Source organism: bacterium, from assembly GCA_035691305.1.
GTDB lineage: Bacteria > Sysuimicrobiota > Sysuimicrobiia > Sysuimicrobiales > Segetimicrobiaceae > DASSJF01.
In genome coordinates, this window is record DASSJF010000069.1 from 49,157 (window position 1) to 62,248 (window position 13,092).

The 13,092-nt window shown below is 70.2% G+C and carries 11 protein-coding genes; all 11 read right to left on the reverse strand.

The genetic code is table 11. From position 1 onward, the window contains the following. Positions 1-107: 107 nt before the first annotated feature. The 11 genes from recA to VFL28_12720 all read right to left on the reverse strand — a co-directional run bounded on the left by recA (position 108) and on the right by VFL28_12720 (position 13,089). Positions 108-1,256 (reverse strand): recombinase RecA, encoded by a 1,149-nt coding sequence (recA, locus tag VFL28_12670; GenBank protein HET7265516.1) that lies wholly within the window; start codon positions 1,254-1,256, stop codon positions 108-110. A gap of 157 nt (positions 1,257-1,413) precedes the next feature. Next, a complete protein-coding gene (thpR, locus tag VFL28_12675) occupies positions 1,414-2,019 on the reverse strand; it encodes an RNA 2',3'-cyclic phosphodiesterase (GenBank protein ID HET7265517.1) in 606 nt (201 codons plus the stop codon). After that, on the reverse strand, positions 2,016-3,281 hold the full coding sequence (locus VFL28_12680; GenBank protein ID HET7265518.1) for a competence/damage-inducible protein A: 1,266 nt from the start codon (positions 3,279-3,281) through the stop codon (positions 2,016-2,018). Before VFL28_12680 ends, thpR begins: the two co-directional genes overlap by 4 nt. Positions 3,282-3,324: 43 nt before the next feature. After that, positions 3,325-4,344 carry a RodZ domain-containing protein gene (locus tag VFL28_12685; GenBank protein HET7265519.1) on the reverse strand — a complete coding sequence of 340 codons (1,020 nt, stop codon included), beginning with the start codon at positions 4,342-4,344 and terminating at the stop codon, positions 3,325-3,327. 98 nt (positions 4,345-4,442) lie between these two features. Continuing rightward, the gene (locus VFL28_12690) at positions 4,443-7,019 is read right to left on the reverse strand and encodes a DNA translocase FtsK (protein ID HET7265520.1); all 2,577 of its coding nucleotides are present in this window, start codon (positions 7,017-7,019) and stop codon (positions 4,443-4,445) included. 54 nt (positions 7,020-7,073) lie between these two features. After that, complete coding sequence (locus tag VFL28_12695; protein HET7265521.1) at positions 7,074-8,870, reverse strand: ribonuclease J; 1,797 nt, start codon at positions 8,868-8,870, stop codon at positions 7,074-7,076. A gap of 99 nt (positions 8,871-8,969) precedes the next feature. Beyond that, a complete protein-coding gene (locus VFL28_12700; protein ID HET7265522.1) occupies positions 8,970-9,527 on the reverse strand; it encodes a uracil-DNA glycosylase in 558 nt (185 codons plus the stop codon). Positions 9,528-9,694: 167 nt separating this feature from the next. Further along, a complete protein-coding gene (locus VFL28_12705; GenBank protein ID HET7265523.1) occupies positions 9,695-10,120 on the reverse strand; it encodes a hypothetical protein in 426 nt (141 codons plus the stop codon). A gap of 195 nt (positions 10,121-10,315) precedes the next feature. Then, positions 10,316-10,990: a VC0807 family protein gene (locus tag VFL28_12710; GenBank protein ID HET7265524.1), complete on the reverse strand. Its 675-nt coding sequence runs from the start codon at positions 10,988-10,990 to the stop codon at positions 10,316-10,318. 49 nt (positions 10,991-11,039) lie between these two features. Continuing rightward, on the reverse strand, positions 11,040-11,933 hold the full coding sequence (gene dapA / locus VFL28_12715) for a 4-hydroxy-tetrahydrodipicolinate synthase (GenBank protein ID HET7265525.1): 894 nt from the start codon (positions 11,931-11,933) through the stop codon (positions 11,040-11,042). 127 nt (positions 11,934-12,060) lie between these two features. Continuing rightward, positions 12,061-13,089, reverse strand: a complete 1,029-nt coding sequence (locus VFL28_12720; GenBank protein ID HET7265526.1) for an aspartate-semialdehyde dehydrogenase — start codon at positions 13,087-13,089, stop codon at positions 12,061-12,063. Positions 13,090-13,092 lie beyond the last annotated feature (3 nt).

Sequence of the window (13,092 nt, forward strand, 5' to 3'; positions counted from 1 at the left end):
CTCCGCGGCGTCGAGAGCCGGCCCCCCGGACGACGCGCGGCCGACACCGTCAGAACGGTGTCGGCCGCGAGACCGGTACCGGACCGCAGGGTCCCGCCCTGCGCCGCTCACCGCTGGGCGCGAGGCGCCACTCCCTTCACCACCGCGGCAGCCACAGGCTCGCGCCGGCCGTCCCCGGACGGCGCGATGTGCTTGGCCTCGGGAGCGACGCCGTTGCTGTTGCCGTTCGGCGACCCGTCGGGTGCGGGTACGGTGGGCGACGGCGACCGCGCGATGCCCAGTTTCTCGCGTGTCCTGGCCTCGATCTCGCGCGCCAGTTCGGGGTTCGTCTCGAGAAACTCGCGCGCGTTGTCGCGGCCCTGCCCCATCTTCATGTCCTTGTAGGCGAACCAAGTCCCTGTCCGCGAGACCACGCCGTGGAGGGCGGCCGTGTCGAGCAGGCTCCCCGCCTTGCTGATGCCCCGCGGGAAGATGATGTCGGCTTCGCAGTCCCGGAACGGCGCGGCGAGCTTGTTCTTGACGACCTTGACCCGCACGCGCTGGCCGATCACCTGGTCGCCCGACTTGAGCGACTCCGTCCGGCGGATCTCCATGCGCACCGAGGCGTAGAACTTGAGCGCGCGGCCCCCGCTCGTGACCTCGGGGTTGCCGAACATGATGCCCACCTTCTCGCGCAGCTGGTTGATGAAAATGACGGTGGTGTGGGACTTGCTGATCGCGCCGACGAGCTTCCGCATCGCCTGCGACATGAGCCGCGCCTGCAGGCCGACGTGCGCGTCGCCCATCTCCCCGTCCAGTTCCGCGCGCGGGACGAGCGCCGCTACGGAGTCGACTACGATCACGTCGATCGCGCCGGACCGCACCAACATCTCGGCGATCTCGAGCGCCTGCTCACCGGAATCCGGCTGGGAGATCAGGAGGTTGTCGATGTCGACGCCGACGTTGCGGGCGTACTCGGTGTTGAGCGCATGTTCGGCGTCGATGAACGCGCCGACGCCGCCCTCGCGCTGCGCCTCCGCAACGATATGATACCCGAGCGTCGTCTTGCCCGACGACTCGGGGCCGTAGATCTCCACGATCCGGCCGCGCGGCACACCACCTACGCCGAGCGCGGCATCGAGCGCGAGCACGCCGGTCGGAATCACGTCGACGCTCAGCTTGGCCTGGTGCTCGCCGAGCTTCATGATGGACCCCTTGCCGAACTGTTTCTCGATCTGGGCGAGGGCGAGATCCAGGGCACGCTGCCGTTCGTTCATCTAGAAGCACCGTCCTTCGCCGCGTCGACGGCCGCTGATGCGACTTTTCGTGTAATAAATTCGTGGCTACAAGGTACCAAACACTTGTTCGTCTGTCAAGCCACGGCGTGAACTTTCCCCAGCCACTAAGTTATCGCGGAAAGACTTCGCCACCATGCTACCCGGCACCCCGGCTGCCCTCTCCAAGACGCCCCGTGGCGACCACGGTGTGGACCGGCTCGAACGCGCCGAGCACGCTGTTGACCACGACCAGTTCGGTCACCGGCTGCTCACCGATCACCACGCGGGCAAGCGCCTCTTGCTCTCGCGTAAGATCGGGCGGCCGGCCCTGCCCCCGCGTGCGCGCGAGCGTTAGATGCGGCGAGAACGGGCGGGGATCCAACGGGATTCGGCGGTCGCGCAGCGCCGCCGCGAGCGATCCGGCGAGTGCGGCCAGCCGATCGGCGCCGGCCGTCACCCCCACCCACACGATGCGCGGCGCGGCCGGCGACGGAAACGCCCCAAGACCCGCGAAAGTGACGGTGAACGGCGCGGTAGAGGCCGCGGCGACCCGTGCCGCCTCGGCTGCATCCTCGACTTGACGCACCGTGATGTCACCGAGAAACTGCAGCGTCAGATGGAGATGTGACGGGGACACCCAGCGGAGCCGATCCGCGGACGCCGTGAGCGGCCCGCGCATCCGCGACGCGGCCGTGCGAATGTCCGGCCCGAGCAAAACCGCGATGAAGGTGCGACGGCGATCCTCGTCTGTGCCGCGGCTCACCGCGGCCCGCGGTCTCCGCGGTCGAGGAGATGAAGCCGGATCATGTCGAGCGAGGTCTGCGACGCCAGGTACTGCACGCCCTGGCGGCCGGGCTCGGTGCCGTAGCGCATCTCCCGGACGTCTGTGCCGTCGCGGTGCGCGAGCGCGATGAACACCAGGCCGACGGGCTTCTCCGGCGTGCCGCCGGTCGGTCCGGCGATGCCTGTCACGGCGATCGCAAGATCCGTCTCCGCGTGGGCGCGCGCGCCCTCCACCATGGCGCGCGCCACTTCCGCGCTCACCGCGCCGTGCCGTGTGATCAGATCGGCCGGCACCCCGAGCCACCGGTTCTTCGCCGCGTTGCTGTAGGCAACCACACCGCCGTCGAGATACATCGACGCGCCCGCGGTCCGGGTGAGACGGTGGGCGAGCAGCCCGCCCGTACACGATTCCGCGACGGCGATCGTGAGGCCGGCGTCGGCCAGCAGGCGGGCGACGGTCTCTTCGAGCGTCTGCTCGCCGACGGCGTAGAGCGCGTGGCCGAGGCGCTCGCGGATCCGGAGTTCCGTCTCGTCCAGCAGCCCGTCGACGTCGGCCTCCTGGCCGCGTGCGGTGACGCGCAGATGGCATTCGCCGGTGTGCGCGTACGGCGCGATCGTCGGGTTGGTGCCGGCGCGCATCAGGTCGCGAACGCGGTCTTCCACGATGGACTCGCCGAGCGCCACCCGCAGGATCCGCGAGCGGATGACGTCCGTCCCGGCGAGCCCGCGCTCGCGCAGGAACGGAATCACGTGATCCTCGATCATCCCTTTCATTTCGCGGGGTACCCCCGGGGTGAAGATGAGCATCTTCCCCTCGTGCTCGACGATCACGCCGGGCGCGCTGCCGCGGGTGTTTGGGATCATGTGGGCGCCGCGCGGCATCATGGCCTGCTTCACCTGCTGGCTCGACAGCGGGCGGTTGCGCCGGTGAAAGAACTCCTGCACGTGGGTCCACGCCTCTTCATTGCGCTCCATCGGGAGGCCGAGCGCCTCCGCGACGGCGGCGACCGTGAGGTCGTCGTCGGTGGGACCGAGGCCGCCGGTGGCGACGATGAGATCGACGCGGTTGAGCGCCTGGCGGAACACTTCCTGCACGCGCCCGACGTTGTCGCCCACGGTCGACCGGTAGAACACCGCGATCCCGGCCGCCGCGAGCACGTTGCACAACCAAACGGCGTTGGTGTCCGTAATCTGCCCGAGCAGATGCTCGGTACCGACGGAGATGAGTTCCGCGCGCGTCATCGGGTAAGCGCCTCTCCGCGTCTCAGGTCCGCCACGGGTGCCGTCACTGATGTTCCTGCGGCTGCGGACCCGTGGGCGTGACGACGGGGGCCTGAGGGGGCGAAGGTTTGGGCGGAGCGGGCTGCGCGGGCGCGGCCGGCGGCGGCGAGGGTACCGCGGCGGGCGCGACCGGCGGCGGCGCGGGTGCCGCGGCAGGCGCGCCGCTGGAAAACGTCCGCTCGACGACGTCGCCGGGGTTGCCGAGGCGACCGAGCGGCTGTCCGTTCACAGAGAGATCCAATGCGCTCGCGTTGCCGAGGCGGACGCTGACCTGGTGCTTTCCATGCCAGACCTGGTGGTCGCCCGCGCTCAAGAACCCCTCGAAGACCACGGCGCCGTCCGAGACCACGCGGACCCACGATCGGTCCGTGGCCTGCGCGCTCACCACGATCCCCTGTGCGCCGGTCGTCGTGACCGCTTGGGTGCCGCTGGTCGCGGGCGTGCCGGAGGTGGGGGTGACCATCTGGCCCGCGGTGGTGGATCCCGGCGCCGTTCCCTGCTGACCGCCCGACGCGGGCGTCACCGCGGACGCGCCGGACGGCGCCCCGCCGGGCGGCGAACCGGCGGCGGGGACGCTCGGGATCGAGACCTCCGGATGCGGACGCGTCGCGGCGAACTGACGCAGCTGACCCACGAGGATATAGGCCAGTACCACCGCGCCGGCGACGAACACGACGGCGATCGCGGTGACGATCCGGCGAAGCCGCGACCGCGGGTTGGCCGGCGTGATCCGCACCTCCACCGGCCGCGGGACGGTCGCGGGTGCCGCGCGCACCGCGCCGGCGCCCGGCGCGGGCGCGGCGTACAAACCCAGGATCTCGTCGACGGAGATACCGAGCTGGCGCGCGTACGATGCCAGGAATCCGCGTACGTAGGTGGGGCCGGGGAGCTCGTCCCACGCTTCGCGCTCGAGGGCTTCCAGGTAGTGCCGCTTGATGCGCGTCGCCGCCTCGATGTCCTCGAGCGTCAGACCACGGGCCGCACGCGCGTTGCGAAGACGTTCACCGATACCGACTGACGCCATGGCGTTGCGATGTTCTGGGGGCCGGGAGACGTTTCCTCCGGTACACACGGCCGCCGCGGCGATCGCTCGATCGACCGTACGCGGCGGCGGGCGCGCCGCTACGAGGCGTCCTCCACCATCGCCGCGGCGCGCGCCCGGCCGCGGGACGCGGCGTCGGGCGCCGCGCCGTCCCCGCCTGCATCCGCCGCCGGCGCGGCCCGGAGGAGACGCTCGAGATCGTCGAGACCGACCAGCAGCTCGCGCGGGCTGGAGCCCTGCGAGGGGCCCACGATGCCCCGCTCTTCCATCTGATCGACGAGGCGGGCCGCCCGCACGTAGCCGATGCGCATCTTGCGCTGGAGCAGCGACACCGACGCGTATCCGGCGCGCACGACCAGCCGCGCCGCGTCGGCCAGCAGTGCGTCCCGACCCGGGGCCTCCTCCGCGGCCTCGCCGGCCGTGGCCTGCAACAGCGCGTCCACGTAGGCGGGCTCGCCCTGCGTGCGCCAGAACTGCACGAGGCGCTCGGTCTCGGCGTCGCTGATGAAGGCGCCCTGCACGCGGGTGGGCCGGACCGCGCCGAGCGGTGAGAAGAGCATGTCGCCGCGGCCGAGCAGCTTCTCCGCGCCGGGGTGGTCCAGAATCGTCCGGCTGTCTACCTGCGACGACACGGAAAACGCGATGCGCGAGGGAATGTTGGCTTTGATGAGACCGGTGATGACGTCGACGGAAGGCCGCTGCGTCGCGACGAGCAGATGGATCCCGGTCGCGCGGGTCATCTGCGCGAGCCGGCAGATGATCTCCTCGAAATCGGCCGGCGCCACCATCATCAGATCCGCCAACTCGTCGATAATAATGAGGATGAACGCGAGCGGCCGGTCCGGATGGCTGGCGTTGAACGCCTGGATGTTCCGCACGCCATCCTTCGCGAACATCTCGTAGCGGCTCTCCATCTCCTGGATCGCCCATCGCAATTTTGCGGCGGCCTCCCGCGCGCCCGTAACGACCGGACTCAGCAGGTGCGGGATTCCGTTGTAGTTCGTCAACTCCACGCGCTTGGGGTCGATCATCAGAAAGCGCGCCTGCTCCGGGGTGGCCCGGAAGAGGATGCTGGCAATCATGGCATTGAGCATGACGCTCTTGCCCGCGCCGGTGGCGCCCGCGATCAGCAGGTGCGGCATCGCGATGAGATCCGCCACGATCGGCGTGCCCGCGATTCCCTTGCCGACGCCGACCGTGAGCGGCGAGGTCGTCGCGTGCGTAAACTCGTCGCTGGCGAGAATCTCGCGCAAGTGGACGAGGCTCGGCCGTTCGTTGGGCAACTCGACGCCGATCGCAGACTTGCCGGGAATCGGTGCCTCGAGCCGGACGCTGCTCGCCGCGAGCGACAGCGCGATATCGTTTTGCAGACTCGTAATCTTCTGCACCTTGACGCCGGGGGCCGGCTGCAGCTCATACCGCGTGACGACGGGTCCGGTCTCCCAGCGAATGACCCTGGCCTCGACGCCGAAGCTCGCGAGGGTGCGCTCGAGGTTGCGGGCCACCTCATCCGGATCGACCTTTCCGGCCTTCGCCTTCGCCGCGTACGCGTCGAGGATCGAGAGGTCCGGCACGACGTAGGCCCGGCGCGCCTCGGCCGGAAACGGCAGCGATTCCTGCGCAACGCCGGCGCGCCGCCGTTTAGAGCGCCGCGACGAAGACGGCGCTCCCGACGAGGCCGCCTCGGCGGGCGGCGTAAGATCCGGGGCACCATCCACGGCGGTGGTGCGCTCCGCGAACGGGGCGTCGGACCCCGGCACCTCGCCCTGAGCGGCCTCGTCGGGCAAGGCACCCTCGGGAATCGCCGCGTCAAGCTCGCCGGCGCCGTCCTTCCCCTCCTCCGCCGCCAGGAGCGGTGATTCACTTTCGGACGCCGCGGAGACCGCAGGCGTGGCGGACGCGATGGGGAGCGCCGGAGCGGCCGCGGGTCTGCGCAGCGCGCGCACCGCCGCGGCCGCTCCGGTCGCGGCCCGCAGCGTCAGGCGTCCCGCGAACGACGGCAACGCCCGCGCGGCCCGCCATGCGAGGCGCCCGAGCGCCCGAACCCCGGCGAGCGCTATGAGCAGCAGCCACACAGCGGCGCGCCCGAGCGAGATCGACGCGGCGCCGCCCCACGCCGCGAACGCGCGGCCCGCGCGCGCGGCGGCCCGGCCCGACCCGAGGAACAGCGTCAGGCCGAACTTCCCGAGGTCGTCGACCGAACGGCCCCACAGCAGCATCGCCGCGGCCACGGCGCCGCCAGCCGTCGCAAGCCACAAGCCCGGCTCGCCGGTGACCCGCCGGAGCACGAGCGTCAGCAACGCGCCCGCGTACCCTCCGCCCTTGCGGCCCGACGCGGCAAGCAGCTCTCGCCCCGCGGGATAGCGGAGATGGAGAGCGACGAGAACGACGGTCCATCCGCTGAGCAGGCCCCAAATTCGCGCGCTCAATGCGAAGTTGCCCCGCGCGAGCACGACGAGACCGACGAGCAGGCAGAGGAACGGAAGCGCCCAGAGTCCGAGGCCGAATGCCTGGCCGCCGCGCGCCGCAATGAACCGCGGCAGCGGCGCGTGCTGGTGCGGAAAAAGGCTGACCCCGATGAGGAAGGCGAGCGCGATGAGCCCCGCGCCTACCGCCCGCGCGTAACCGAACTGGGACGACGCCTTGTGCTTCGGCACTGGCGGCCTCCTATGCTGCGACGCAATACGACGACGGCCGTCCTACGACGAGTGCTACACCTCGACGAGCATCGGCAGGATCATCGGCTGCCGGTGCGTCTTCTCAAACAGATACCGTCCCAGCGCCTCCCGTATGGCCGACCTGACGGCCGCCCATTCGGTGGTGCCGCGCTCGCGGCACCGGGCGACCGTTTCCACGATCCGCTTCTTCGAGTCTTCGATCAGTTCGCCGGACTCGCGCACGTAAATGAACCCGCGCGACACGATGTCCGGCGGCATCAGCAACTCGCCGGTTTGGCGGTCGATCGCTACGAGAGCGATCAAGACGCCGTCCTTGGCCAGCTGCCGGCGGTCCCGCAGCACGATCGGGCCCACCCCGCCGAGCCCGTCCACCAGCACGGAGCCAGCATCCACCGTCCCCGCGCGGATGAGCCGGTCCGCGGAGGCGGCGACGACCTGCCCATTCTCCGCTACCAGGCTGCGTTCCTCCGGCACGCCGACCGACGATGCCAGACGCCGGTTGAGGACCAGGTGCCGGTACTCGCCGTGCACGGGAAGGAAACAGCGCGGCTTCAATAGCGTGAGCATCAACTTCAGTTCTTCCTGACAGGCGTGTCCGGACGCGTGGACGGGCCCGCCGTGGAGGACCTCCGCGCCCTGCCGGTACAACTGGTCGATCGTACGGGCGACCATGCCTTCGTTGCCCGGTATCGGCGTGGCCGCCAGGATCACCGTGTCGCCCGCCCGCACGGCGACCGACCGGTGCTGGCCCGTCGCCATGCGGCTGAGGGCGGACATCGGCTCGCCCTGGCTGCCCGTCGTCAGGATCATCACGTGGGCGTCCGCGAGGGACTTGAGGTGCTCAACCGGCACCATCGCCCCGCGGGGGATCCGCAGCACACCGAGCTCGGAGGCGATTTGCACAGTGTCGACCATGCTCCGACCGACGACGGCGACCTTGCGCCCGTGGCGGCCTGCCGTCTCGAAGGCCTGCTGCAGCCGGTGCACGTTGCTGGCGAACGTCGTCAGCAACACCCGGCCGCGCGCCCGCCCGACGATCTCGTCCAGCGCGGCGCCCACCACGCGCTCCGACGGCGCGTAGCCGGGCCGCTCGACGTTGGTCGAATCCATCAATAAAAGACGGACACCCGCCTCGCCGATCTCCGCCAGCCGGGCGAAGTCGGTGGGCGGCTCGCCGATGGGGGTCTGGTCGAACTTGAAATCCGCGCTCGAGACGAGCGTGCCGGCGGGGGTGCGCACGACGACCGCGCACGCCTGCGGAATGCTGTGGTTGACGTGCACCAACTCGACGTCGAACGGCCCTACGCGGAACGGCCGCCGCGTCTCGCAGGGGACCGCGCGCATCGCGGGCGTGTCGGGCGTCTCTTCCACCCGCCGCCGCGCGAGGCCGAGCGTCAGCGGCATGCCGTACACCGGCACCGAGGCGGCGCGGAGCAGATACGGGAGACTGCCGACGTGGTCTTCGTGGCCGTGGCTCAGCACGACCCCGTGGATCGTGCCCGCCTGCTCGAACGCCCGGTAGTCCGGAATGACGAAGTCGATGCCGAGATCCTCTTCGTCCGGAAACATCAATCCCGCGTCGATGAGGAGGCAATCGCGGCCGACGCGGACGATCGTGCAGTTCTTCCCGATCTCACCGAGGCCGCCGAGGGGAATCACTTCGAGGACCGGCCCCGGGGACGGCCGTCGCTGCGGCGCGCGGGGCGCGGACGTCTGGCGTTGCGGGACCGCGCCCCGGTCGCCCGCCGGCGTGCGGTGCCGCCGGCGGCGACGCGACCGTACGCGCTGGTCGTCGGGTACCGTCGTCCGGTTTGGCTGTTCGGGGCTCACGTGCGCGTCAATTTACGAAACGAGGCTCGAACACCTGCCGGGCCGGCCGACTGCGGCCGCCGACTGCGGCCCCGGTGGCGCGGAGCAGGGACGGCGCGTTCATCCGCGGGCTTCGACCGCACCGGCGTCGCGAAGCACACGCTTGAGGGCACCCATGTCCCGGAAGAGTAGAGGCCGCACGCCCGGGTTGTGCAGCGCGTAGGACGGATGGTACAGCGGTAGAATGGTGCAGCCCCGTCCCGGTTGGGGTGACCCGTGGCATTCACCGATCGCGGCGTGCGGCAGAAACGCGGCCAGCGCATGCCGGCCGAGCGTCACGATTACGCGGGGCCGGATGATCTCGACTTGGGTCTCGAGCCAGACGCGGCAGGCTTCGATCTCGCGGGCGTGGGGCGGCCGGTCGTGCCCCGAGGGGGTGTGCGTCGCCGCGCGGTGTTTGACGACGTTCGTGATGTAGACGTCTTCCCGCCGGAGCCCCGCGTGCGCCAGCAGCTCCTCGAGCAGGCGGCCGGCGCGGCCCACGAACGGCCGGCCGGAAAGGTCCTCCTGCCGGCCCGGGCCTTCCCCCACAACCATGACCGCGGCACGAGGAGCCCCTTCGCCCGGCACGGGATGCGTGGCGAGCCGCCACAGCGGGCAGCGTCGGCACCGCGCCACCCGGCGGCATAGTGCCGCCAGCCGTTCTTCTCTTCGCTCCCGCGCCACGCCCACCATAATAGCGAAAACACGGGCGCCTACATCGGAGGAGCCGGTTCCCCTCGGAACCGGCTCCTCAGAACGCGCCGCGGCCGGCGACCGCGAGGAGGACAAACGGTGCACGGCGGTTAGTTGACGAACGCGACCCGCATTTGCTGCAGGAACCGGCTCCGCGTGTTCGCGTCGCGGATCCGCAGCGCGTCCTCATCGCTGACAACCACGTCGGTCTTGAAGTTGGAGAGCGCCGGCCCGGTCACGCCGATCGCGAACACTACGAGCGGGCGCGGGCCCACGCGGTTGGCCGTCTCGGGCGTCGGCGCGTATTCCACGATGCCGTAGCGCTCGGCGAAGTCGTCGTTGAGCTGGCCCGGCTTCCACCAGCCGCGCCCGTAGATGATTTCACCCGCGGGCGACAGCACCGCGGGACTGATCGACCGGTCGAGATGGATCGCGCGGACCACGATCACGAGCCCGGTGTACGATCCGGGCTGCGCCGACGCGCGCTGCGCGAACCCCGGTGCCGCCAGCAGCGCCGCCACAGCCGCCACCGCCACCCAACGAGCCGTCTTTGGTGCGATGCCTCTCCGCCGCATGCCCGCCGCCCCCCGTTCGATCGTCATACGCTACTGTGGATGCCCAGAAGGCGCGGTGGGCAGCGCTTTCGTTCAGAAAAATCACAAGTAGCTCATATGTGTGAACGCGTTCGATTGTGAAGAGCCCCAAGGGTGTGAAGACGGCCGCCCGGGTGCCTACCCTGTCTCGGCCGCCTGCGCGGCCCGGACTGCTTCGCCGCGGCGCCGCGACTCGTTGGCGTAGCGGATGGTCCAGAGGATCAGCGCGATCGTGATGCCGTTGGACTCGATGGGGCCGACGACCAGAACCTGGGGAACCGTCAGCGTCAGCACGAGCACGACCTTCAATAAAAACTCCCCGAGCCATCCCAGTCCCCAGACAATCGTCATTACCCGGAAGACGCGGCGGGCCCCGGGTCGCTCCCAGACCGCGTTGAACGCGGCGATCTTCGCGGGATCGTGGCCCGTGCTGAAATCCCGGCCGACGAAAAACAAGAGCGGCCGCGGCCAGAGAAGCGACGACAGGCAAACGAGAGCCAGCGCGCCGGTCACGAACGACTCGCGAATCAGCAGCAGCTTCTCGTCGCCGGTGACGAAAGCGGTCGCGGCCCCGACCGCGATGCCGACCACGATGACGATGCCAATAATGTCGAGCGTTCGGCTCTTGGCCAGGCTCACCAAGTTATTGAGAACCGGGAACATCCCCGACAGGAGCAACGCGGTGACCGCCGGCATCTGCGGGACGTGCCCGCGCAGGTATTGGTACGTCACGTACGGGCACGCGATGTCGAGCACGAGGATGGGCAAAAAGCTGCGCACGCCCAGCCCCCCTCCGGACCGCTGGGCGGCCATCGCGCCATCCCCCCGACTTGCGCGGAGTGCCGGTCGGTGACCCGGGGCGCTACGCGGGCACCGCGGTCGGCGCCAGCTCCTTCAGCACCCCCGCGATCTGCTCCCGCTCTTTCGCCGTGACTTCGACCATCGGCAGACGCAGACCGCCCGCGTCGAAGCCCGTCATCGCGAGCGCGGCCTTCACCGGCGTCGGGTTCGTCGTGATGAACAAAACCTTGAACAGCGGCCACAACCTCATGTGGATTGTCTGCGCCTTCCGGACGTCGCCCGCCTCGAACGCGAGGATCATCTCCTTGATCTCGCGCCCCGCGATGTGCGACGCGACGCTCACGATCCCGTAGCCTCCAACGGCGAGCAGCGGAAGTGTCAGGCTGTCGTCGCCGCTGTAGAGCCTGAACGAGGGCGGCGTCAGCTTGCGGATCTGCGACATCTGGTCGAGGCTGCCGCTCGCCTCTTTGACCGCGACGATATTCGGGACCTCGGCGAGACGGGCAATCGTGGCCGGCTCGCAGTTGACCGACGTCCGGCCCTGAATATTGTAAAGCATCACCGGCAGGCGCGTGCTCTCGGCGATCGCGCGAAAGTGCCGGTACAGCCCTTCCTGCGACGGCTTGTTGTAGTAGGGGTTGACGAGCAGGACGCCATCACAGCCGATCTGCTCCGCTTCCTTCGTGAGATGGATGCTGTGTGCGGTATCGTACGTCCCGGTCCCCGCGATCACCGCCGTCTGCGGGCGGACGGCTTCGCGGACCGTACGGAACATCCGGATCTTCTCTTCATCGCTCAGCGTCGGCGACTCGCCCGTCGTCCCGCAGACCACGAGGCCGTCCGAGCCGTGATCGACCAGGCGCTTCGCAAGGGAGGCCGCCTTCGCGTAATCGACCGCGAGGGACTTATCCATCGGCGTCACCATCGCCGTGATCACACGCCCAAACTCCGCCATCCCGGTCACCCCCTTGCCTTGATGTTGGTGGAGACGTTCACCCCTCGGGCGCCGCCTCCTTCACCGTTTCCGTGACAAACGTCTTTTCCGGTCTCCGCGGGACCGCCCGCGCCTTCGCGCCTCCCGCCTACGCGCGGGCGCCCGCGAGCAGCCCATCGCGTACGAGTGTTTCCGCGATCTGCACGGTGTTGAGCGCGGCGCCCTTCCACAGATTGTCGGTCACCGCGAAGAACGCGAGACAACCCGCGGCGTCGGTGCGGATGCGCCCGACATAGCAGGGCTCGCGGTCCGACGCCGCGATCGCGGTCGGAATGTCGCCCGCGGCCGGATCGTCGACCACCTCCACGCCCGGAGCGCCGGCCAGCAACTCACGGGCCCGCACCGCAGACAGCGGCTCGGCGAACTCGGCGTGCGCGGCGACGCCGTGCGCCCGCAGCGTCGGGACGCGGACGCAGGTGGCGCCGCAGACGAGGTCGGGTGCGTCGAGCATCTTGCGAAGCTCGGCCTGCATTTTCGCCTCTTCGCTCGTGTGCGCGCCGCGCAGCGAGCCGACGGCCGGGATGATGTTGAGCGCCAGCGGATGCCTGGGCGATGCTTCGCCGCGGGGCGCCTGCGGGGCGCGGCCCGTCGCGGCGGCTTCCTTCAACTCCGCCCACAACTGGTCGAGCCCGCGCTGGCCGGCGCCGGATGCGGACTGATACGAACACGCGATCAACCGCCTGAGATGCGCCGCCCGGTGGAGCGGCGCGAGCGGCACCGCCACCGTCGCCGTCGTGCAGTTCGGATTGGCGATGATCCGCCGTGACGCGCGCCGGAGCGCGTGTGCGTTAACTTCCGGAATCACCAGCGGGACGCCGTCGGCCATCCGGAACGCGGCGGAGTTGTCGATCGCCCAGGCGCCTCGCGCCGCGGCGACGGGCACCCACTCCGCGGCCGCCTCGTCCGGCGTGTCGAAGATCGCGACGTCAACGCCGTCGAAGACCTCCGGCGCGATCGGCTCGACCACGTTCGGCCCGATGCGCTGCCCGGCCGACCGCGTCGTCGCCACGGTCCGCAGCCGCGCGACCGGAAACCGCCGCGACTCCAAGATCCGCAGCACCTCGCGGCCGACGGCGCCCGTCGCGCCGACGACCGCTACTCGATAGCCCCCTGCCATCAC

Coding starts and splice junctions, on each gene's coding strand:
- VFL28_12680 (HET7265518.1), bottom strand. CDS start 3,281: ATGACGCGCGCGGAACTCATCTCCGTCGGTACCGAGCATCTGCTCGGG.
- recA (HET7265516.1), bottom strand. CDS start 1,256: ATGAACGAACGGCAGCGTGCCCTGGATCTCGCCCTCGCCCAGATCGAG.
- dapA (HET7265525.1), bottom strand. CDS start 11,933: ATGGCGGAGTTTGGGCGTGTGATCACGGCGATGGTGACGCCGATGGAT.
- VFL28_12720 (HET7265526.1), bottom strand. CDS start 13,089: ATGGCAGGGGGCTATCGAGTAGCGGTCGTCGGCGCGACGGGCGCCGTC.
- VFL28_12710 (HET7265524.1), bottom strand. CDS start 10,990: ATGGCCGCCCAGCGGTCCGGAGGGGGGCTGGGCGTGCGCAGCTTTTTG.
- VFL28_12685 (HET7265519.1), bottom strand. CDS start 4,344: ATGGCGTCAGTCGGTATCGGTGAACGTCTTCGCAACGCGCGTGCGGCC.